This window comes from Qaidamihabitans albus, from assembly GCF_016464705.1.
In the GTDB taxonomy this organism is placed as follows: Bacteria; Actinomycetota; Actinomycetes; order Mycobacteriales; family Pseudonocardiaceae; genus Qaidamihabitans; species Qaidamihabitans albus.
Genome location: NZ_JAEHOB010000026.1, coordinates 1 through 21962 on the forward strand (window position 1 = coordinate 1; position 21962 = coordinate 21962).

A 21962-nucleotide genomic window follows, 5' to 3' on the forward strand; every position below is an offset into this window, starting at 1 on the left:
CGGGCTCGCTGCCCGGCAAGGGCCTGCGCGACGGTCGCCCGGTAACCGGTCTTCGGCCGACGAGTACCGCGGGTGAGCTCGCGGCTGATGGTCGAGGGCGACCTGCCGATTGCCCTCGCGATGGCGCGAACGCCCTCGCCGGCCGCTCGGCGACAGGCGATCTCCTCCCGGTCGGCGTACGACAGGCGAGCCGGGCGATCCACAGGTTCACGCCGCTGTGGTGGCATCACCCCGCCAGCCTCGCGGAACCACCGCCAGCCGACGGTCTTCGACACGCCAACCGCCGCGGCAGCGGTGTCGATGATCTCGCCTTTGCGGATGGCTGCCCAGAACGAGCGCTGAACCTCGACCGATATCGCGGGACGCCCCAACACAANGCCAGCCTCGCGGAACCACCGCCAGCCGACGGTCTTCGACACGCCAACCGCCGCGGCAGCGGTGTCGATGATCTCGCCTTTGCGGATGGCTGCCCAGAACGAGCGCTGAACCTCGACCGATATCGCGGGACGCCCCAACACAAAACCCCTCGTCATGACGGGTGTTGCACTGACCCCCTGAACCTAAGCCGCGTTGAAGTGCCTCTACCTGACCACCCGGTCGCTGGACCCGACCGGACACGGCAAGGCACGATGGGCCATGAGGTGGAAACCCGCGCTCAACGCCTTCGCGATCACCTTCGAAGGCCGCATCACCCCGAGTGGGAACTAACCGATGCCAAGCCAGATCCACCGTTTATCAGACACACCCGGTCAGGCCGACGGTGGATGCTTGAAGACGGCCGACGCGGTCGCGACGACTTTGTCCGCGCTGGTGAGCTCGCCGGCCACGAACGTGATCGCGCGAGTCCGCCGCTGGACCCACGCCCGACCGAGCAGCAGGTCATCAGAACCGGCGGCCGCGGTGAACTGCGTGGTCAGCGTGATCGTCGCCGGGTGCCGGTCACCCTGCCCGATCCGCGTGCCTTTGTCGACGGCGAGGACTTCCTCGACCGTGCCGCCAAGCGTGAAGTCCAGCAGCGCGAGCAGCACGCCGCCATGCACGGTGCCGTTCGGATTGAGATGGGTCGGCGCGACAATGAGGCAGGTGTCGAGCCCTGCGTCTTGTCGCCGGGTCCAGATGCCGTCGAGATGCCCCAGGAAGCCCGTCTGCTGGAGCGGCGCGAAGCCGGCCGGAACGGTGGGCGCGGTCATGTTTCCTCCACAAGTTGTTGATGTTCGGGACGGGAGGTTCTGCATGCCCATGGCGGCGGGGTGTGGCGGATGCCTTGCCGTCGGGTGGTTTCTGGGAGTGGCCAGCCCTGCCGTTCTGGATGCCCTTCCTGCTGATCGACATTCGCGCACGGCCGCTGCTTATGGAGCTGCCGGCGGGTCGTCCGCCGGGTTGAGCTGCGGAGCATGAGAGGACGGGCCGCGGGGCGGTGCGGAGGAAGCTCCGGGTCAGGATCCATGTCGGCAAGGCGAGCCACCACGCGTGTGCAGTCGATCCGTCCGGAAAGGCAGTGTGCGCCCGGAAAGGCAGTGTGCGCCCGGAAAGTCGTGAAGGGCACGAGGTGATCGAGGGCTTGATCGCTCGCGATGGGGAGCGGTCCACCGAGGTGGTACGGGCGGTGGGCGCAAGTCCGACTCACCACCGAGCAAAGCCCGAGCGGCATGACAAGATCATGGAAACTCCTCGGTCTCGATGACCAGCACCAGCCAGGTGGCGGCCAGGACCGGGTCGCCCGTGCGGGTCACCAGTGAGCAACCCAGGCGGAGTCTGCCCCCGCTCGGCGTGATCTCAACGTCTTCGAGGGTGAGCTCCAGGCGAAACGGCATCCCAGGCGTGAGCGGTCGCAGGAACCGCACGCGGTCCAAGCCGTAGTTGACCCAGCGCTGGGCAGCGTCGATGGCGTAGCATTCGTTCCCGAGACCGGTGACCAGCGACAGGGTGAAAAAGCCGTGCGCGATCACGGACCCGAACGGTCCCTCGGCGGCCGCCCGGTCCGGGTCGACGTGAATCCAATGTTCGTCGCGGGTCAGGCGACCGAACTCCTGCAGGTCCCGCTCGCCCAGCTCAGCCCAGTCGCTGACGCCGAGCAGCTCACCACGGGCCGCCTCGAGGTCGCGTGTGGACCCGAACCGCCTCATGCTGGAGTCCTCGAGCCCAGGAGGGCGTCGAACTCCCCCCGCCGCGCCCGCCGTACCTCCGTCGGGCGCAGCTGGCCCTTGGAACCGACCTCCTCGGCCGTGGGAGGCGTCCGCAACGTGCCGAGCGCGACGATCCGCTCGCTGGGGCGCGGCGCGGCCGCGTTGTACCTGGCGAGCGCCTCGTCCACGGACGACGTCGGCAGCGGCTCTCCGTCTGCCGTCCAGGCCAGGGCCGCCAACGCGGGCCCGTCGGGCAGCCCGACGACGAGGTCGACCACCCGACCTTCGAGAGCCTCGAGAAACCCGGTGCGGACTCGCGCGTAGTCCACCCACGTGCCGTTGGCCAGCTTGAAGTCGTCGGCCAGCCGGCCGTCGAACCGGAGCCCGAGCTCGGGGCGGGCCGGGTCCACCAGGCACACGGCGTCGCCGGTGCGGTAGAAGCCCTCCGTATCGAAGGCGTCCGGCCTGCTCGCCGGACCCCAGTAGCCGGAAAAGACGTTCGGTCCGCGGACCAGCGAGTGGAATTTGCCGGCTTCCGGCGAGAGCTTGACCTCCACCCCGGGCAGTGGGGTGCCGATCCAGCCCGGACCACCGTCGGTCACCTGCAGCAGGGTCGCCCCGGGCCCGGTCTCGGTGCCGCCCCATCCGGAGGTGATGACGACCGGGTACCCACACCGGTCGGCGAGCCGCTTCAATGCGTCATAGGTGTCGGCGCTCAGTGCGGCGCCGGCGGAGAAGATCATCCGCACTGAGGAGAAGAACGTACGGGAGCGCTCGTCGTCCTCGAGGCGTTGCCGCACGAGGTCGAGGGTGGCCGGTACAGCGAAGAACAGGTTCGGTCTCAGCACGGCGACGTCGGCCAAGGTCGCCTCCACCCCGGACGGGCTGGGCCCGCCCGCGTCAATGTGCAGGGTGCCGCCGCTGGCGAGCACCAGGTGCAGGTTGGCCGTCCCGCCAAATGCGTGGTTCCAGGGCAGCCAGTCCAGCAGCACTGGCGGTTCGTCATGAACGAAGGTCCAGACCTGGAGGGTCATCACCATCGCCGCCGTCATCAGCCGGTGCGGATACGGCACCGGTTTGGGCAGCCCCGTCGACCCGGAGGTGAGCAGGATTTTCGCGATCGCGTCCGGACCGGGCACAGGCGGCACCGCTACCGACGAGGCTGCCCCCGCCGAGGCATCCAACGAGGCAAGGTCCGCCGACGCCCAGCGGGCGGGGACGGCTGGGCACCGACCGGGCGGGCAGACCACCAAGGCCGGGTCGAGCATGTCGAGCAGCCCCAGAAGCTTGTCCTGGTCGTGCCCGGGCCCGATGTACTGGGGCGCCATCGGCACGTAGACGGCTCCGCGGCGCATCACAGCCAGACCCCAGAGGAGGTGCCGGATCGAGTTCGGCACGGCCAGGACGACCCGGTCACCCGGCGCGACGCCTCGCAGGGCGAGGTCCGACGCCAGCCTCTCGACCTCGGCCCGCGCCGCGGCATAGGTCAGTACGCGGCGCTGCGCCTTCGGGACAGGCTCGGTGACGAACGCGGCGTCAGGACGTTCGGCTGCCCAGCGGTCGAGCCAGCTGAAGATGGTGTCGGGGACCCCGCCGAGCGGGATGCGCGAACGCATCACCCGGGCTCCGTCATCCAGGTCCACGATCTCGACCCGCGGGGTCGCCATGGACAGCGGCTCCCTCATAGGAGGTCCCACAGGTCCTGCCGGGCCAGCTCCTCGGCGTTGCCTGCGAAGGCGACCCGGCCCCCACGGATGACTGAAATCCGCTCGGCGGTGAGCAACGTCGATCGCACTGTCTGTTCGACCACGATCATTCCCAGGCCCAGGTCGCGCCGCAGCCGGGCGAGCGCGTCGAAGAGCTCGTCGACGATCGTGGGCGCCAGTCCCAGCGACGGCTCGTCCATGAGCAGATAGCGCGGGCTCTGGACCAGGGCCATCGCCACTGCCAGCATCCGCCGTTGCCCCCCGCTCAGCGAACCGGCGCGAGCGCGCCACTTCTCCTCCAGCACCGGGAACCAGGCGCGCACGTCGACGGCGTCCCGGCGCCGGGCCTGAGACCTTACGGCGCCCCTCGAGACCTCCAGGTTCTCCTCGACGGTCAGTCCCGGGAACACCGCGTGTTCCGACGGCACGAAGCTCACCCCTTCGTCGAGCCGCGCCGCGGAGCCGGGCGACAGCGTCCGGTCCTCCACGCGCACCTCCCCGCCGTCGAGGCGGTGGATTCCGAAGACGGCGTTCATGAACGTGGTCTTCCCGGCCCCGTTGTGGCCGAGAACGAGAGTGAAGCCGCCGGGCGCGACCTCGAGGTCGATCTGGTCGACCACCATCTGCCCCGGCCGGTACGACGCCGAGACGTGATGTGCGGAGAGTGTCATGCCCACTGCGCCTTTCCGAAGTAGGTGGCGAAGGCCTGCGGGTCCTGCCGGATCTCTCCCGGTGTCCCGTCGGCGATGATCCGGCCCTCGCCGAGCAACACGATCCGATCGGCCGCGGCCCACACGAACTCGAGGTTGTGCTCGACCAGGCAGATCACCCGGCCGGGCTTGCGCAGCGAGCGCACCAGCTCGGCGACCTCGCGTGTGCTGCGCGCGTCGAGACCGGCCGCGATCTCGTCGAGCAGGAGCACCGGCGCATCCCAGAGCGCCATCGCCGCCAGGATCAGCAGTTTCTGCTGACCGTACGACAGCTCGGTGAGCCGGTCGTCGAGCGCTACGTCGAGGCGGAGCCGCTGGAGCGCGGCCCGCATTCGTGTCTCGTCCACGGCGGGGCGGGCGCGGTTCAGGAGCCGGTTGATGCCGCCGGCGCGGGCATGAGCCGCCATCGCGAGGTACTCGTAGACCGTGAACGACGCGAACAGCCGGGCGTCCTGAAAGGACCGGGCGATTCCCCGGGCGGCGCGCTCGGGCGCGCGCATCGACGTGGCTTCCTGGCCGTCGACGAGGACCCGCCCCTCGTCGGCACGCAGCTGTCCGGCGATGATGTTGAACAGCGTGGTCTTCCCGGCACCGTTGGGTCCGAGGATGGCGGTCACCTCGTCGTCGCACAGGGTCAGGTCGACACCCTGCAGGACCCGGACTCCGCCGAATTGCTTGTGCACGCCGGACACCGTCACCTCGGAGACCGGGGGCATCGCGGTGCCGGTCCCGCTCGGCTCCGCCGCCGTCTCCACCGTCTCCGTCTCCGTCGCCGTCGTCGCCGCGGCCGTGCGCCGGGCGGTCAGGTTGCGTTCCGGCCACAGGCCCTGAGGACGGAGCATGACGACGGCCAGCAGCACAACGCTGTAGATGATCAGTTGGATCTGGTCGGTGGCACTCGAGACGGATGGTAGATAGCTCAGCATCTCGGGCACCGCGACCAGGATCGCGGCCCCGATGGCCGCGCCCCAGACGTTGCCGAGACCGCCGACGATCAGCATGGTCAGGATGACCAGGGTCTGGTCCAGCCCGAACGTGACCGGCGAGATGTACCCGACGAAGCGGGCGAACACGGCTCCGGCGCAGCCGGCGGCGAAGCTACTCGCCGACCAGGCGAGGAAGCGGCCCGCCTCGGGACGGACCCCGAAGGCCAGCGCCAGCGACAGGTCATCGCGCGCGGATCGCATCGCCAGGTTAGCGCGGCGGCTCTCGACCCAGCGCAGCGCTGCGATGAGGACGACGGCGACCACGACTGCCAGCGCGGCGAAAGGCACGGGCCGGACCACGAGCTGGCCGAACAGCTCGGGACGCGTGATGGCGTACAGGCCTGCCGTTCCGCCGGTGATCCCCACCGCGTTGTCGAGCACGCTCAGGAACACCAGCTGAAGCGCGAGGCTGGCGACCAGCACCGCCTCACCCGGCAGTCGCGAGAGCGGCACCGAGACCAGCAGGCCGAGCAGGAACGCCGCTGCTCCGGCCAGCAGCATGTCCAGCGGGAAGGCCATGCCGGTGCGGGTGACCAGCAGCGCCGAGGTGTAGGCACCGGTCCCGAAGAAGGCCGCGTGCGCCGCGGAGAACGTGCCCGCCGTACCGAGCAGGATGCTGTAACTCGACGCCAGGATCGCGAAGAGCGCGACGAAGACGGCGACCTGTGCGACGTAATCGATCATCGGGGCACAGCCTCCTTGCGCCGGACCAGGTACGGCGTGACGACCACCAGGAAGAGCACGAGGAACGTGACACCCTCCTGCCAGCCGGACGACAGGACGAGCAGGGACATCCCCTGGACGACGCCGAGCCCGAGCCCGACGGCGGCGGTCGCCAGGATCCCCCGTGAGCCGGCGACGAGGACCGTGGCCGTGGCGAAGAGCGCCGCCTCGAAGCCCATGTCGGGGCGGAGTCCGATGGCCCAGCCCTGGAGGACCGCGGCAGGGGCCACGAGCGCCGACCCGACTGCGAACGCCGCCAGATAGAGTCGGCCGACCGGCAGCCCCCGTCGCTCGGCGGCCTCGGGAGAGTCGCCGACCGCGCGCAGCGACCGGCCGAGCCCGGACCGGGCGAACCAGACGGTCGTCGGCACCACGACCGCGGCGGCGACGACCATCGTGGCCACCTGCGCGGTCGAGAGGGACAGCTTTTCGCTCAGATTGCGGACGTCGAGTCCGACCCCCACCTGGGCAGGCCCGTAGCGTACGGCGAGGAGGGCCTGCACAAGGCCCAGGACGCTGGCCGAGGCGATGAAGGTGATCAGGTGGGAGGCGCCGCGCCGGCGCAGCGGGCGATAGATCGCGAGCTCGACCACCACACCGACGGCCACCGCGACCACGATCGCCGCCACGACGCCAACGAGGATCGGCGCCCCGTGCCGGACCACGGTCTCGTGCACGGCGTACCCCGCGACGGCGAACACCGCGCCATGCGCGAGGTGAAAGATCCGCGTGGGCGTGTAGATCACCTGCAGGCTGACACCCAGCAGCGCGTAGAGGCTGCCGACCGCGCACCCGAGGATGAGGGCATTGAGCACTGTCTCTCCCTGCTCTCCTGGTCAGTCGTACAACGGATGAGCGGTCCGGGACGCCCGTGGGACCCGGACCGCCCTGCCTACTCGGCGACGACCGTCCTGTTGACGACGAAGGCACCGTTCTCGACCGTCCGGAGGCCGACCGCCCGGCTGACCGAGTGGTCGGGGAGGAAGGTGACCTTCCTGCCCTGGAGGACGTCGTCGAAGCGAGCGTTCGCGATGAGGTCGTTCAGGACCGAGCCGTCGCGCGGGTCCTTGCCCTGCTCGATCGCGGTCTCGATCAGCTGCTTGTAGAGGTGGACCGCCTCGTAGGCCGTGCCGTTGTCCCAGCTCGGCCGGCCCTTCTCCAGTGCCGTGAAACCCTCGCGAAACTGAACCGCGCTCTCGCTGTCGGCCTGCTCGTCCAGGACCAGCGCGACGTCCTGGTAACCCTCGGCCGCCTTGCCTGCTGCGGTGATGAGTCCGCCCGTCGCGAGCGGCCCGGCGAGTGGGGCGTCGAGGCCGGCAGCGCGGGCCTGCTTGACGACCTGGCCGAGCACCTCGCCGATCGCGGTGACGACGATGACGTCGGGGCCCGCCTCACGGATCTTGAGTAGCTGCCCGCTGACGTCACCTCCGCTTGGCGGGAAGGTCTGGTCCTCGACCACCGTGCCGCCGAGCTTTTCCCACGCGGGTGTGAACGCGTCCCGCGACCCCTCACCGAAGGGGTCGGCCTGGCTGAGGAAGGCCACCTCGCGGTGTCCCTGGTCGTAGAGCTCCTCGGCGAGCAGCGGACCGAGCCGGGTCAGGTTCACAGCGTTGACGTAGAGGTTGTCGAGGTTCAACAGGCCAGGGCTGACCGAGCCGACCGTGACCAGGAGGTTGTCCGTCTGGCGCGCGATGGGCTGCGCCGACAGCGTCGGCGCGGATGCCGCGCTGATCACCATCGGCGTCTGCTCCAGGTTGATCAGCTTGTTCATGGCCTGCACCCCGCCCTCGGCCGTGCCCTTCGTGTCCTCGAAGGAGACCGCGAGCTTGACCCCGTCGATGCCACCCGCCTTGTTGATTTGGTCCACGGCGAGCTGGATGCCGTCCCGGTAGGTCTGCGTCACCGAGGCGATCGGACCGGTGAGAGGGATCATCGCTCCGAGCTTGTAGGGCTCGTTGCCGTCACCGCTGGAGCCGCTGGCTGCGCAGCCGCTCAGCGTGAGCGCCGCGGCGAAGGCGGCCGCGCCGCATGCCTTGAGCTTCATTTCGCATTCCCTTCATCGACGCACCTGCGGAGCGTCACTTCGTTGTGGCGCCGGGTCGTGCCGATCCGGCTGCGGCGTGTCCACCGTGACCGTCGTCACCGAGCCATTGCAGTGGACCTTACGAGGGCATGAACGTGAGGTCTATGACGAACTCTCGACTCTTCACATAGCTATTCAGGAATCGATCGGCCGGGCAGTCGTGATACCGAAGCCCGCGATCCACTCGGGAATTGGCTTGTAGAAGGTGCTTTCCACGTGGTATTGCCCGGCGGCCCGGAGCGCCGCGTACGCCGCCACCCAGGTGCGCACCTCGTGCGCCGAGTTTCCGGCGACCCTGGCCACCTCCTCGGTCGACCAGGCGTCGACATCGGGCAGCCGGTCTTCGGCCAGTAGCGACAGGAACTCCCGATCCCAGACAGGATTGAGGTCGCGGCACGTGGAGGCTCCCGCGGCCAGGGCCACTCCGGCCTCCTTCACCCGATGCTCGCGCGCGGCCCGCCGTTCCGGGGGCGGGTTGCGACCCGCGATCAGGGTCTCGGCCACCTCGGGTGCGGCACCGGCCAGCTGTGGCACCGGAGGATCGTGCGAGAGCCCGCCAGAGCCGATCAACAGGATGCGTTCGGGCCGTCCGGCGAGCAGATCGCCGATCGTCGCGCCGAGGCGGCGAACGCGCCGCATCGGGGCGAGCGGGACCGCCACGGAGTTCACGAAGACCGGAACGACCGGCATCTCCGTGATGCCCCCGACGAGCAGCTGGAGCGGCTGCGCGAACCCGTGGTCGACGTGCAACCGCTCGGAGACGGCAATGTCGACATCCGACTCGAGCACGTGGGCCGCGAGCGCGTCGGCGAGTGGCCGGTGGACCAGGACCTCGCCGGCCTGGGTGCCCCAGTCGCCCACCGAGCGGGCCTGCCGCCCGATGGCGAAGGGGGGCATCAGCTCGTAGAACACGCCGTTGTAGTGGTCGGGCGCGAAGCAGACCGCCACCTCGGGGGCGAACCGTTCGATGAACGCGCGCGCACGCGCGAACTCGGCATCGACCGCCGCCACCACCTCCGGGGCGGGCTGGTTGATGCCCATCAGCGGCGAGTGGGACGCGGTCACGAGGGCCACGGGCATGGGCTGCCTCCGTCATTCAGTCTCGCGCGCCGGCCTGCCCGAGCCCGGGAGCCGCACGCTGGAGGATGTGGATGTAGTCGGCACGGCCGAGAGACACGGGCGCGGAGCGGTGAAACGTCGTCCCAGCCGCTTCGTCCGCGATCGCGCCGAAATCGTCCGCGGTGACGCCGAAGTCGGACAATGACCGCGGCAGGCCGAGCGGCTCGACCAGGTCGGAGACGACGCGGACGAGCGCGTCCTGCGCAGGCTCGCAACCCAGCGCCCTCGCCAGCCGGTCCCTGCGGTCCTTGCCCAGCGCGGTCAGGGCGAGGCCGATCGTGTGCGGCAGGAGCAGGCCGATCGCGGTGCCGTGGTGGACGTCGAACCGGTCGAGCGGCATGGACAGCGCGTGGGCGGTGCCCAGCCCCTTCCAGGTCGTCATCGCGGCCTCGAGGGCGCCCATCATCACCTGCCACCGTGCCTGGGCGTCCGAGCCGTTGGCCACGGCCCGCGGCAGGTGGATGCGCAGCCGCTCCATGGCGTCGAGCGCGATGGCGTCGGCAGGCGGATTGACCGCGGGCGAGGTGTAGGCCTCGAGGGCGTGCGAGAAGGCGTCGATGCCAGTCCCGGCGGTGAGTCCGGGTGGCAGGCTGTGGGTCAGCTCGGGGTCGCAGACCGCGGCACGAGGCACGAGGCACGAGCTCAGGAACACCGCCTTGCGCCCGGAGTCCAGCGTGATCGCCGCGCCCCTGCCCACCTCGCTGCCCGTCCCGGCCGTCGTCGGGACAGCCACTACGGGCGCAATGGCCGTCGTGATCGGGCGGGCGTCCGGGGTCTCGACGCTGTAGACCTCAAGAGGCCCGGGGTGACTCACCGCGACCGCCACCGCCTTGGCACAGTCGAGAACCGACCCGCCGCCGACCGCCACGATGCCATCGCAGTCGCGCTGCCGGTACTGTTCGGCGGCCGCGCGCACGGCCTTCTCGGTGGGGTTCGCCGGTATGTCGAGATACTCGGCGACGACGCCGGGCACGTGGGGGCGGACCAGGGCGAGCAGGCCGCTCTCCTCGAGCCCCCGGTCGCTGAGCAGCAGTGGTCGGCGTACCGGCCCCTGCGCGAGCTCGGTCGCGATGCGCGCGCGAGCGCCGTCGCCGAACCAGACCCGGTTGAGGTACTGGATGAGGCTCGTCCCGTTCACGACGTGCTCACCGCTGTCCTGTCGGGCCGACCCGGCTCGCCAGCGCGGGAAAGACCCGCGCCGCGTTGCCCCAGAAGACCTGCTGCAGCTGGTCGTCTGTGAGGGAGGAGGCCCGCAGCTCGTCGCGGACGGCCGGGTGGTTGTAGCTGACCGGATCGGCGTAGGAGTCGGTGCCGAACAGGAGCCGGCCAGCACCGAACCGCTCCACGAATCGATCCAGCAGCCGCAGCAGCGGGAAGCAGATCGCGGTGTCGAAGAGCAGCGCGGGGAAGCGGTCGGCCAGGTCGTACACGTACTGGGCCTGGGTCGCGCTGGAGAAGCCGTCCAGCACGACGATGGTCGCGTCGGGGTGGGCTTTCGCCAGATCGGCCATCATCCACGGCGCCTCGAGGAGCGACTCGCAGAACATGTGCACGAGGCAGGGCAGGCCGTGCGCGGTGGCGGCATCCACGAGCTCGTGCATGCGGTGGTCCGAGATGGCGACGCCCTGGTAGCGGGTGTGCCACACCAGCCCGTCCAGCCGCAGATCCACGGCGGCCCTGGTCACCTCTTCGACGGCGATCGCGGTGCCGTGCAGCGGCTCGGCGGTGCCCATGGCCAGGGGAAACCGTCGAGGATTCGCGTCGCGGTACGCGGCGATGGCGTCGTTGACGGCTCGCGTGTCGACGATGCCCCTCGGTCGCTCGTACTGGAGCCCGGGCATCACCGCGGCCGCGGTGTAGCCGAACCGGTCGAGCATCTCGACGTGGCGGTGCGGCACACCGTCCTGCTCGCTGCCTTCCGACTCGCCGGCGAGGCCTACGTTGAGTGAGCCGACGTGATGGTGCACGTCGAGGACCCGGGCCGGCAGCGGTCGCAACGCGTCGATGCTCATGGCTGCTCCGCGAGGAAGTCGAGGACCAGCCGGTTGAACGTGCTGTGCTGTTCCCACTGCGGCCAGTGGCCCGCGTCCTTCACCAACTCGAACCGGCCGCTCACGAGTCGCTCGGCGATCCTCAGCCCTGTCGCGGCCGGACCGGAGGGGTCGTCACTGGTCCACACCACCATCGTGGATACGTCGATCGCGTCGAGGTCGGCGTCGGTGACCATGTTGCGAGCCCGGATCTGTTCGTCCTGCAGGCACATGATGAACCGCATCGAGTCGCTGAACCCAGGGCGGGAGTAGATGGTGCGGCGGGTGTCGACGAGTTCCTGCGTGACGGTCGCGTTGTCGGCCATCAGCCACTCCAGGCGCGCCCGGATCCGCTCGTCGCTGGGGTCGTCGGCAGCGCCCTGGGAGAGGGTCTGGATCCGCTCGCGTACCTCCGGCACCGACAGGTTGCCGCCCGGGGTGTTGAGCACCAGCTTCTCGACTCGACCGGGGTGCGCCACCGCGAACTTCATCGCCACCCAGCCACCCAGCGACTCGCCGTTCAGATGCGCCCGCCGCACGCCGAGGGTGTCCAGCAGGGCGGCGAGGTGGGCGACGTAGTCGTCGAGCTCCAGGTTGGCCGTGGCGTGAGTGGTGAACCCATGGCCCGGAAAGTCGTAGGCGATGACCCGGTAGCGCTCGGCGAAGGCGGGGATGTTGCGGGCGTAGGCCTCGAGGTGACCCCCGATGCCGTGCATGAGGATCAGCGTCTCGGGACCGGTCCCGGCCTCGAGTACCCGCGTGCGCCATTTGCCGGCGTCGACCTCGTGGACGGTGAACGGCTGCCCCATCAGGGCGACCCAGATCGACGGGTTGCCGGTGATGCTGTGGGTGAGCGTCATGCTTCCTCCGTCTGGTGTGTCTGCGTCAGGACTGCGGACTGGTCTGGTGGGCGGTCTCCTCGCGACCGAGCAGCGCGGCAAGCAGCTCACCGGGATCGCCCGGCGGCTCGTCACCACTCCACGCCACGAAGAGGTCCGGCCGGACCAGGACCAGCCGGTGCCGGTAGACGTCGAGGATGTCGGGCCCGGTGAGCTCCAGCAATGTCATCGGCACGCCGAGTCCCTGGGCGAGGTCGAGCAGCGGTGTGACCCGGGCCACGAGCTCAGGGGTGTCGACGACCACCAGCGTGAACTCCGGCCCGAGCCGATCGAAGACCGAGGTGCCGTCGGCCAGCCAGACGTGGGGGAAGCGAGCCCCGGAGTCGGCGCTGGGTACGTAGGTGCCGATGTCCTCGATGGCCGTGTCGTTGCCGCTGCCCGGCGGCGCGACGATGCCCAGCGATCCGACGTAGCGGGAGCCGAACTGCACCCCCTGGCTGTACCACTGCTGGCGATCCCTCTGCTCGATCAGCCGCGCGGCCTCCTCCCGCAGTGCCCGGCCACGCTCGGAGTCGGCGTGGAACTCGGGGTCCCGGCCGATCTGCTTCATGTCGCGGTCGATCTTCAGCGCGGCCTGCGAGGTCGCCTCCCCAACGGACCGCCGCTCGACCTCGTAGTCATCGAGAACCCGCTCGCCCGCCCAGCCGTCCAGGACGGCGCAGAGCCGCCACGCGAGGCCGACCGCGTCGCCGATCCCGGTGTTCATGCCGAAGCCGCCCAGCGGAAGCCAGAGGTGCGCGGCGTCGCCGGCGAGCAGGATCGCGTCCGAGCGAAACCGGTCGGCGACCAGCCGGCGAGGCGTCCAGCGGATCACCTGGATCTTCTCGTGCTCGACCGGCCGTCCGATCGCGGTGACCAGCACCTCGTCTTCGTCGAGCTGGTCAGGGGTCATGTGCTCCGGCACCCGCGCGTGGCAGAGGAACAGGTCGGTGCCGTTCAGCTGGACAAATGAACCCCGGAGCTTCTCGCCGTACCACCAGTACATCCAGCCGGGGCGACCCTGAGCCAGCTCCCGTCCGAGCTCGGAGGAGCGGAAGTAGACCGACAGTCGCTCCTCCGCGGCCTTGCCGTCGCCCTCCAGCACGGCGCCGATCGAGCGCCGCACGACGCTCGTGCCCCCGTCGCAGCCGACGAGGTACCGCGCATGCACCTCGCTCTCCTCGCCGGTCGCGGTGTCACGGAACCGGACCACCACGCGGTCGCCGTGCTGGGTCGCGCCCACCACGTGGGCGCCGCGGCGTAGCTGCACCGACGCCAGCCGAGCGAGCTCCTCGTGCAGGATCGGCTCGAGGTAGATCTGCGAGATGCGGTGCTGGGGTTCGGGGGTGGGCCAGTCGGCGAACTCGTGCGCCTCGCCGCTCAGGACCTGCCCCGAGGCCGAGAACTCGAATCTGGTCAGCTCGTCGCCCAGGATCGCGGTGCTGTAGACGACGTCGGTGACGTGGTCGAGCGGGAGGCCGGCCCGGCGAACCCGGTCGGCGATGCCCATGCGCCGGAAGTACTCCATGGAGCGGGCGTTGGTGGTGTTGCATCGGGGGTTTGTCGTGGTCTCGAGCTCGGTCTCGAGCACGAAGGTGGGCACGCCGCGCCGGCCCAGCTCCAGTGCGAGGCAGGTGCCGACCGGTCCGGCGCCTGCGATCACGACCGGCCAGTCGTCGCCGTCCCGACGAAGGTCGCCAGGGCCCGGCCCCTGCGGGGCTTGCTTGTTTGCCACTGCTGACTCTTCCTCGCTCGTGTGCCGTTGGTCGCTGCGAGTGGGACGCTAGTCAGCGGAAGTCGATAGCACTATGACAAACTTTCCAACGTTGACATAGATATTTGGCTAAGGAGAGCGAGATGAACGCGCCGGACAACCGCCTCTCGCTGCAGAAACTCGAGGTGTTCTGCAAGGTCGTGGATCTCGGTGGCGTGCGCCGCGCGGCCGAGGAGCTCTACATCTCCCAACCGGTGGTGAGCGCACACCTGCGCTCCCTGCAAGATCGGATCGGTGCCCAGCTCTTCGAGCGCGACGGCAGGGGCATCACCCTGACCGAGGCCGGTCAGGAGGTCCACCTGTGGGCCAGCGACGTACTCCGGGGACGCCTCGAACTCCAGTCGAGCCTGCAAAACCTTTCGAGCGGGATATCCGGCGCGGTGGTCGCGGCGACGAGCATGTCGGTAGGAACCTACGTTCTCGCGCCGGTACTGATCGAGTTCCGGCGCCGATACGGCCAGGCAAACATCACGCTACTGATCTCGGGGGTGGAGCAGGCCCTCGAGTCATCGCTCACCGGACGCGCCGACCTGTGTGTGATCGCTACCGACGCGGTCCTGTCCAGCAACGCCTTCGACGCCGAACTGATCGCCGAGCCGGATTTCTGCCTCGTCGCCTCGACCACGAGCGGCTTGGTCGGCGACCTGGTCCGGCCGGACGAGCTCAACGGAATGCCCTTCGTGTGCCCTCCCGGGGGCCTGGCCATCCGGCGCGCACAGGACAACGCTCTCGCCTCGATCGGCGTGGTGAGCCGCCGGGTCGAGATCGAGATGGGCAACGCGGAGACCATCAAGCAGGCTGTCGAGGCCGACCTCGGCCTGGGATTGCTCTGGCGGGCGTCGGCGGAGAAGGAAATCGAGAGCGGCACCCTGCGCGAGGTCGTCATCGAAGGAGCCGACCTCCGGGACAAGCTCTACCTGGTCACCCGGCGCGAGAAGCGGCCGACCCCGCTGCAGCGCCGCCTGGCGCAAGCCATCCGGGACCACGCCACCCACCGCTTCGGTCCGCGGACGCCGACGAGCTGACGGACACAGAGCACCTTCTCCGGAACTCACGCACGACAGCACGCGCCGTCTCCAGGGGATGGTCAGGAAGTCGCCTTCATCGATCGCGCGCCCTGTCTCATGCCCGTCAAGGACCTGGCGATCGCGTCGATCCCCAGATCACGGTCGGCCCGGCAACCCTGGCGTCGAACCCTCGATACAGCGGCACCAGATGGTCGTCCAGTATCACGGGTCCACAGTGGCCCTTCGGACCAGCGTGGCCAGTACGGCGTCGACCCGGGCGTCGCAGGAGGCGAGCAGCCGTCTCAGCCGGGCGACGTGCCACTGCGCGTCCAGCGCCGCGGCCGCCACCACGAGGCCGTCTCGCACCCGCAGGTGCACCCAGCCGGGCTCGACACCAGGGACGGTGATCGACTCGGCGCCCGCCAAATCGGGATCGCCCACCAGCTGGAGCCGGTGTCCGTGCTGGTCCGACCAGACGTAGGGCAGCAAGCCGCAGTCGGAGTCCCGCACCTTCGGATCGTCCACGATCAGCCGGGCGACGTACGCGGCCTGCTCGCGTGCCGACGTCCAGTGCTCCAGGCGCATCTCGCGGCCGTAGCGGGCATTGGGCCAGCGCACCACGTCGCCCACGGCCAGAACCCGGCCGTCGCCGGACACGCGCAGCCGGCCGTCGCCGCGCAGTCCACCGGCCACCTCAAGGCCACTGGTGCCCAGCCAGTCGACGACCGGGACGGACCCGATCCCGACCAGCACCAGGTCGGTCTCCACGCGCGTACCGTCCCCGAGGACAAGCGCCCGCACCCGCCCCGGGGCCGGATCGGTCTCCACGTCGGCGTCGGCAACCGGGCTGTCGGTCAGGACCTTCACCCCGGCCGCGCGGTGCAGCGCCGTCATCCGCTCCGCCTCCTCCCGGGTCAGCGAGCGGGCGAGGATGGTCGGGGTCGCCTCGACAACGGTGACGTCCAGTCCGTTCTTGCGTGCGCCGGCGGCCACCTCACAACCGATGAACCCGCCGCCGAGGACGGTGACCCGGGACCCCGGCCGGACCCAGGCATTGCCGAGCCGGGCGGCGTCGCGCGCAGTGCGCAGCACGTGCACGTTGGCCAGGTCGTCGAGCAGCGGGAATCCACGTGGCTGCGACCCGGTGGCCACCACGAGCCGGTCGAAGGCGACCGGTCCCGCACTGGTCTCGACCGTGGAGCCGGCCAGATCCAGGGACGTCGCCTCGACCCCCGGCCGGTGCTCGACGGCGATCTCCTCGAGGGTCACGTGGCCCGGCAGCGCCGGTGGAGCGGTTCCGTCGGTCAGCGTCTCCTTGGAAAGACTCGGCTTGTCGTACGGCGGTCCCGGCTCGCGGTCGAGCACGGTGACCTGTCCGGCGTAGCCGGCCTCGCGCAGGGCCGTCGCCACGCGAACCCCGGCGACCGAGCCACCGACGACGAGGACACCCATCACACCGAGCCGAGCAGCCGGATCGCGCGCACCGGGCAGTCGTCGGCCGCCTCACGGACCTCCGGCATGGCGGCCTCGTCCGGCTGCTGGTCGTCGACCAGGTAGGCAATGTTGCTGTCCGGGTCGATGTCGAAGACATCGGGGGCGGTCACGACACAGTTGCCGTAGCCGTTGCAGAGCTCGCGGTCGATCTCGACGCGCCGGGTCATGCGCGCACCTCCCCGCGGTCGTCAGGGAGGAACCGCAGCCGTAGGGAGCGGAACCCGTAATGCACACCGGCCTCGACCCCGGTGAAGACCGGTCTGCCGTCGAGGGCGATGGGGTCGCTGCGGTTCATGGTGGTGAGCAGCGTGTGCAGCTCGTAGCGGGCCAGGGCGGCACCGACGCACTGGTGGATTCCCCAGCCGAACGCGAGGTGCCCCCGTTCCGGGCGCCCCGGCCGGACGACATCCGCGTCGGCAAACCTCGCCGGGTCTCGATTCGCGGCCGCGTACAGCAGCAGCACCCACTGCCCGGCCGGGATCGTCGTCCCGTCAAGCGTGACCTCGCGGGTGGTGTAGCGGCTGAACATCTGTGCGGGCGTACGGAACCGGAACGTCTCCTCGACGACCTGCGCGGGCGGGACCCGCTCCTCGCGCACGGACCGCTGCAGGCCCGCATCGGTGGCGAGCAGGTAGAGCAGTGACCCGACCGAGTTCATCGTGGTCTCGTGGCCGGCGACGGCCAGCGTGTTGAGCACGGAGACGAGTTCTCGCTCCTCGAGGAGCCGTCCGTCGATCTCGGCCCGGAGCAGCCAGGTGATGTAGTCGTCCGGACGGGTGGCGCGGTGCCGGTCCAGCTCGCCTCTGAGGACCTCGGCGATCGCCACACGGTCGGCCGCGTGCTGCTCGGGCGAGGTGACGCTCGCGGCGAGCCGCTCGGTGTGCTCCCGAAACTGCGCGACCGACTCCGGCGAGAAGCCGATCAGCTTCTCCAGCACGGCCAGCGGCAGCGGCAACGCGACCTGGGAAACGGCGTCCCCGCCGCCGTTGTCCCGAAACGCCGACCACAGGTTGTCGATGGTCTTGTTCAGCCACGGCCGCAGCGCCCGCACCTTCTCCGGGCGCAGCGCCTCCATCACGATCGCACGGTACGCGGTGTGCAACGGCGGATCGAAGTCGATCGGGATCGACCTGACGGCGGCGTTTCCGGGGATCCGGTGCCCCTCGCCGGAGGAGAAGGAACCGGGGTCGCGCAGCGCCTGTCGGACGGCGTCGAAGCCGGAGACCACCCAGAAGCCGCCGTGGGCCGGCGACCAGGCCACGTTGCCGTGCTCCCGGACGGCTGCGTACGCCGCCCAGATGCGGTCGTCGTCAAGGGCGGCATCGTGGTGGTCGAAGTCGACCGTCGATACGCCGGCGACCGGACAGGTGCCCGTCACGCGAGGCCATCCTCTCCGAGCGACGACATGCCGGTCACCGGGCCGGTACGGCGGATGAGCGCCTTCCTTCGGAGGAACCGGAGCAGAGCGTTGGGTCCCATTCGCGAGCCTCCCATGCCAGAGCGCTTGAAGGAGGTCTTCTCGACATCCCCCATGATGGTGATCGTCAGTGACGTGTCCTGGATGCTGATGGCGCCCGCGTCGACGCGGCGTGCGATCCGCTCGGCCTCCTCAGCATCCCCGGCGATGACCGCGGCGGACAGCCCGAAATCCGAGTCGTTGGCCAACGCGACGGCCTCGTCCTCGGTGTCATAGGGCATCACCGGGATCACCGGCCCGAACGTCTCCTCGGTCATCACCGACATCGAGTGGTCGACGTCGACCACCACTGTGGGCTCCATGTACCGCCCACCGTCCAGATCGATAGTGCTGCCTCCGGTGCGTAACCGCGCGCCCTTGCTCAGAGCCTCGCCGAGGTGCCGGTCCACGACCGCGGCCTGACGCGGGTCGATGAACGGGCCCAGGTGCCCGTGCCGGATGTCGGGGTAGTTGACCCGTAGCGCCCGCGCCTTCGCCACGAGCAAGTCGACGAACTCCTCGGCCACCGAGCGCTGCACGTACACCCGCTCGGTGGCGAAGCAGATCTGACCAGTGTTGTGCACCGCGCCCTTCAACACCGCCTCGGCGGCTTGGTTCAGGTCGGCGGTTCGCGTCACGATCGCTGCGTCCTTGCCGCCCAGCTCCAAGAAGACCGGAACAAACCGCTCCGCGCACGCCACGGCGACCTTGCGCCCGGTGGCGACACTGCCGGTGAAGCAGAGCACATCGACCACGTCGATGAGCGCCTGGCCGGTGCTCCCGTCGCCGTACAGGTAGGTGACGACGTCCTCCAGTTCGGGGACCAGGGCCAGGGTCGAGCGAACCGGCTCGATGAACCGTGGCGTGATCTCACTGGGCTTGACGACTGCGGCGGACCCAGCCAGCAGGGCAGGAACCAGATCCAGGGTCGAAAGGAGAAACGGGTGGTTCCACGGGCTGATGATCCCCACGAGCGGGTAGGGCACCAGCTGGGTACGGAAGCTGACGCCCGCGTCGACGGTCGAGGTGCCTTCGAGCTCCGCGGCACCGACCACCCCGGGCGCCCGGGCACACCAGGCGCGGATCGAACCCGCCACGATGTGCGGCACCTCGTGCGCCGTGCGCCGTCGCCCCGTATCGCGCATCTCGGCCTGCGCGATCGTTTCTGCCGAAGCCTCGATGGCGTCAGCCCAGGCGAGCAACGCCGCACGCCGGCCGTCGAGGCCCAGCTCTTCCCACCGCTGCTGAGCAGAACGCGCCTTCTGTGCGGCCCGGGCGACATCACCCGCGCCGGTGCCGTCGTACGTCGTGTCGCGCGCTCCTGTTCGCGGGTCGATCGCGTCGATCTGCCCGACGGGCGACGCAGGTGCCGCCTCGAGCGTGCTGTCGGTCATAATCGTGACCGTAGACCGAGCTGATCCTATGCACTATGCGCTTTTGCGCTGACGTCTCATAGTCAATTTCGGATCGGCAGGGAGGCCTGCCGTCTGGGCCCGACGCCGCCCAGGCCACGCCCCTGTCCTTGGGGCCGCAGCTCCGCGCGGGTGCCTTTTGCCTGGTCACCGGTCGTGAGTGTTGAGCCGGGTTAGAACCCTGCTCAACACTCACGAGGCCTGACCAGGCAAAACGTCCTCCCTGCCCCGTTGTGCGGCTGTGGTACTCACAGGGGCGTGAGCAGCCGCTCCGTGCTGCCGCCGAGCCGGTCGATCACGGCACCGATTGTGGACAGAATGTGTTCGTCCATGGCTCGTGCGGCGGCCGCTTCGTCGCGTGCTTCGATGGCGTCGATGAGGGGTTGGTGTTCCTTGGCCACCTCGTCGAGGTTCTGATAGGCCGAGTCGTCGAGTGCGAGCGCCATGAGCATCTGGCCTTCGAGGCCGTGAAAGATGTTCGTGAGGACCTGGTTTTCCGCGGATGCGCACAGCACGGCATGGAACTCGAGTTCGCGGTGTGCGACGTCGTGGTGTTTGCCCGCTCGGGCCGCCTCGGCCATCGCGTCGATCAGCTGGCGCAGGGGGGCGGTGTCCATGCCACGCCTGGCCACGAGCCGGATGGCGGTGCGTTCCAACGAAGCGCGCACGTTGTAGATGTCGACGAGTGTCTGGGCGTCGAACTCGCGCACGACCGCTCCTTGATGAGGGCGTTCGACGGCCAGACCTCCCTCAGCCAGCCGGCGAATCGCTTCCCGTACGGGCGCTCGGCTGGTGCCGAGCTCAGCGGACAGCTGTGCCTCGTTCAGCCTGGACCCCATCGGGTACTGCCCGCTGACGATTCTGGCACGGATTTCGTCGTGGGCGATGTCCGCGAGCCGTCGGCGATCGGCTCGCGGCAGCGGCGACGCGGCGTGTTCGGTCGTCGCCGGAAGTCTCGTGGGATCCGTTGACACCCTGCCCCCCTCGTCCTTGGTGGCTCCGATCCTAGCGCACGTCGTCGACTTCAGATTGTCGTCAGTCGACCTTGACACGTCCTCACTCGGAGGCGACACTCGATTGTCGACAGTTTGGAGGCGAAGGTCATGGAACCAGCGATCAGTTCCAGCGAGGCCGCAAGTACAACTCGTTCGTCGTCCTGGAGGTTGCTGCGACGGTCGATCCTGGCCAGCGTCACGGGGACCGCGCTGGAGTGGTACGACTTCTACCTCTACGGAACGGCGGCCGCGCTCGTTTTCAGCAAGATCTTCTTTCCCAGTTTCGATCCGGTGACGGGGACGCTGTTGTCGTTCGCGACCTACGCTGTCGGCTTCGGCGCGCGTCCGATCGGTGGCTTTATCGCCGGGCATTTCGGTGACCGGTGGGGCCGCAAGGTCGTCCTCGTCGTCACCGTGTCCACCATGGGCATCGCAACGTTTTTGATGGGGTTGCTGCCGAGCTATGCGTCGATCGGTGTGGCCGCGCCGGTACTCTTGGTGTGCCTGCGCCTGATCCAGGGCATCGGGCTCGGTGGTGAATGGGCCGGCGGTGCGTTGCTCATCGGCGAACGAGCGCCGAGGGAGCGGCGCGGGTTCTGGACGAGCTTCGTGCAGGTCGGGGTTCCCATCGGCAGTCTGATGTCGACCGGCATCCTCGCACTGCTGTCCGGCGTGTTGAGCGAAGAGGAGTTTCTCAGCTGGGGCTGGCGTATCCCGTTTCTGTTCTCCGCTGTGATCGTCATCGTGGCGCTGGTGATCCGGGCGAAGGTCACCGAGACGCCGGCGTTCCTCAAGCAAGCGTCCAGCGAGGTGAAGCCCTCGCGGTCGCCCGTGTGGGAGGTCTGGCGGAGGGCCCCTAAGACGATCTTCCAAGTGATCGGCATTCGCCTCGGCGCCGACATCTGCTACTACACCTTCGTCGTGTTCGTGATCACGTACGTGACGACATTCCTGGGTTTGCCCGAGTCCGTGGCGTTGCGCGCGGTGTTGATCGCCGGGATTCTCGAGCTTTTCCTCTATCCGGCTTGGGGACTGCTCTCCGACCGGTTCGGGAGGAAACGGGTCACGCTGGTGGGCCTGGCGGGATGTGCGGTCTGGGCCGTGGCGTTCTTCATGCTGCTCGACACGAGGAGCCCTGTGCTGATCGTTGTCGCTGTGCTGATCGGATTGTTCTTCGAGGCCGCGATGTACGGCGTGCAAGCACCCTGGATCTGCGAGCTTTTCGACACCGACGTGCGGTACAGCGGGGCCTCGATCGGCTATCAGACAGCGTCGATCGTGGGTGGGAGCCTCGCGCCGCTGATCGGTGTTGCGCTGCTCCGTGAATTCCAATCGCCATGGCCGGTCGTCGGGTATCTGCTGCTCGGTCTCGCGGTGACGCTGATCGCCGTGCTGACGACGGCGGAGACGCGTGGCCGGGACCTCGACGAGACAAACGAAATCGCCACAGGCAAGGAATGACG

Annotated in this window: 20 protein-coding genes and 2 pseudogenes; 3 read left to right on the top strand and 19 right to left on the bottom strand. The window is 69.3% G+C overall.

The genetic code is table 11. The annotated features are described in order from the left end of the window. Positions 1-533, bottom strand: a 533-nt coding sequence (locus JAP66_RS33380; protein ID WP_443706220.1) for a helix-turn-helix domain-containing protein, incomplete at its 3' end; no start/stop codon positions are given. A 31-nt stretch (positions 534-564) separates the two neighbouring features. Between JAP66_RS33380 and JAP66_RS29995 the strand changes: the two are divergent. After that, positions 565-708, top strand: a pseudogene (locus JAP66_RS29995) (IS256 family transposase); the annotation flags it as partial. Between the two features lie 41 nt (positions 709-749). On the opposite strand, the gene JAP66_RS30000 reads toward JAP66_RS29995, so the two are convergent. From JAP66_RS30000 to JAP66_RS30055, 12 genes are all read right to left on the bottom strand, one after another. Beyond that, entirely contained in the window at positions 750-1190 is a 441-nt protein-coding gene (locus JAP66_RS30000; protein ID WP_199435239.1) for a PaaI family thioesterase, read from the bottom strand. Between the two features lie 468 nt (positions 1191-1658). Next, positions 1659-2126 (bottom strand): MaoC/PaaZ C-terminal domain-containing protein, encoded by a 468-nt coding sequence (locus JAP66_RS30005; RefSeq protein WP_199435240.1) that lies wholly within the window; start codon positions 2124-2126, stop codon positions 1659-1661. Next, the gene (locus JAP66_RS30010; protein ID WP_199435241.1) at positions 2123-3793 is read right to left on the bottom strand and encodes an AMP-binding protein; all 1671 of its coding nucleotides are present in this window, start codon (positions 3791-3793) and stop codon (positions 2123-2125) included. The genes JAP66_RS30005 and JAP66_RS30010 overlap by 4 nt, the downstream gene beginning before the upstream one ends. A gap of 14 nt (positions 3794-3807) precedes the next feature. After that, on the bottom strand, positions 3808-4503 hold the full coding sequence (locus tag JAP66_RS30015; protein ID WP_199435242.1) for an ABC transporter ATP-binding protein: 696 nt from the start codon (positions 4501-4503) through the stop codon (positions 3808-3810). Further along, positions 4500-6212, bottom strand: coding sequence for a branched-chain amino acid ABC transporter ATP-binding protein/permease (locus tag JAP66_RS30020; protein WP_199435243.1), 1713 nt, complete (start codon positions 6210-6212; stop codon positions 4500-4502). Before JAP66_RS30020 ends, JAP66_RS30015 begins: the two co-directional genes overlap by 4 nt. Next, positions 6209-7066, bottom strand: coding sequence for a branched-chain amino acid ABC transporter permease (locus JAP66_RS30025; RefSeq protein WP_199435244.1), 858 nt, complete (start codon positions 7064-7066; stop codon positions 6209-6211). The genes JAP66_RS30020 and JAP66_RS30025 overlap by 4 nt, the downstream gene beginning before the upstream one ends. Positions 7067-7143: 77 nt before the next feature. Continuing rightward, positions 7144-8295 carry an ABC transporter substrate-binding protein gene (locus tag JAP66_RS30030; protein WP_199435245.1) on the bottom strand — a complete coding sequence of 384 codons (1152 nt, stop codon included), beginning with the start codon at positions 8293-8295 and terminating at the stop codon, positions 7144-7146. A 174-nt stretch (positions 8296-8469) separates the two neighbouring features. Then, a complete protein-coding gene (locus tag JAP66_RS30035; protein WP_199435246.1) occupies positions 8470-9414 on the bottom strand; it encodes a 3-carboxyethylcatechol 2,3-dioxygenase in 945 nt (314 codons plus the stop codon). A gap of 16 nt (positions 9415-9430) precedes the next feature. Next, positions 9431-10591: an iron-containing alcohol dehydrogenase gene (locus JAP66_RS30040; RefSeq protein ID WP_199435247.1), complete on the bottom strand. Its 1161-nt coding sequence runs from the start codon at positions 10589-10591 to the stop codon at positions 9431-9433. Between the two features lie 7 nt (positions 10592-10598). Beyond that, positions 10599-11465, bottom strand: coding sequence for an amidohydrolase family protein (locus JAP66_RS30045; protein ID WP_199435248.1), 867 nt, complete (start codon positions 11463-11465; stop codon positions 10599-10601). Then, positions 11462-12343 (bottom strand): alpha/beta fold hydrolase, encoded by an 882-nt coding sequence (locus tag JAP66_RS30050; protein WP_235999743.1) that lies wholly within the window; start codon positions 12341-12343, stop codon positions 11462-11464. The genes JAP66_RS30045 and JAP66_RS30050 overlap by 4 nt, the downstream gene beginning before the upstream one ends. 25 nt (positions 12344-12368) lie before the next feature. Further along, positions 12369-14096, bottom strand: a complete 1728-nt coding sequence (locus JAP66_RS30055) for an FAD-dependent monooxygenase (RefSeq protein ID WP_199435249.1) — start codon at positions 14094-14096, stop codon at positions 12369-12371. Positions 14097-14218: 122 nt separating this feature from the next. On the opposite strand from JAP66_RS30055, the gene JAP66_RS30060 reads away from it, so the two are divergent. After that, entirely contained in the window at positions 14219-15160 is a 942-nt protein-coding gene (locus JAP66_RS30060) for a LysR family transcriptional regulator (RefSeq protein WP_199435250.1), read from the top strand. Between the two features lie 204 nt (positions 15161-15364). Here the strand turns inward: JAP66_RS30060 and JAP66_RS30065 are convergent, their stop codons facing one another. The 6 genes and pseudogenes from JAP66_RS30065 to JAP66_RS33385 form a co-directional block, all read right to left on the bottom strand. Then, the gene (locus JAP66_RS30065) at positions 15365-16594 is read right to left on the bottom strand and encodes an NAD(P)/FAD-dependent oxidoreductase (protein ID WP_199435251.1); all 1230 of its coding nucleotides are present in this window, start codon (positions 16592-16594) and stop codon (positions 15365-15367) included. Continuing rightward, positions 16594-16803, bottom strand: a complete 210-nt coding sequence (locus JAP66_RS30070) for a ferredoxin (protein ID WP_199435252.1) — start codon at positions 16801-16803, stop codon at positions 16594-16596. Before JAP66_RS30070 ends, JAP66_RS30065 begins: the two co-directional genes overlap by 1 nt. Beyond that, positions 16800-18014 carry a cytochrome P450 gene (locus tag JAP66_RS30075; RefSeq protein WP_199435253.1) on the bottom strand — a complete coding sequence of 405 codons (1215 nt, stop codon included), beginning with the start codon at positions 18012-18014 and terminating at the stop codon, positions 16800-16802. Before JAP66_RS30075 ends, JAP66_RS30070 begins: the two co-directional genes overlap by 4 nt. Further along, entirely contained in the window at positions 18011-19486 is a 1476-nt protein-coding gene (locus JAP66_RS30080; protein WP_199435254.1) for an aldehyde dehydrogenase family protein, read from the bottom strand. The genes JAP66_RS30075 and JAP66_RS30080 overlap by 4 nt, the downstream gene beginning before the upstream one ends. A gap of 266 nt (positions 19487-19752) precedes the next feature. Then, complete coding sequence (locus JAP66_RS30085) at positions 19753-20214, bottom strand: FCD domain-containing protein (RefSeq protein WP_307849781.1); 462 nt, start codon at positions 20212-20214, stop codon at positions 19753-19755. 9 nt (positions 20215-20223) lie between these two features. Beyond that, positions 20224-20577, bottom strand: a pseudogene (locus tag JAP66_RS33385) (GntR family transcriptional regulator); the annotation flags it as partial. Positions 20578-20607: 30 nt separating this feature from the next. On the opposite strand from JAP66_RS33385, the gene JAP66_RS30090 reads away from it, so the two are divergent. Continuing rightward, positions 20608-21960 carry an MFS transporter gene (locus tag JAP66_RS30090; RefSeq protein ID WP_199435256.1) on the top strand — a complete coding sequence of 451 codons (1353 nt, stop codon included), beginning with the start codon at positions 20608-20610 and terminating at the stop codon, positions 21958-21960. The last annotated feature ends 2 nt before the right edge of the window (positions 21961-21962 follow it).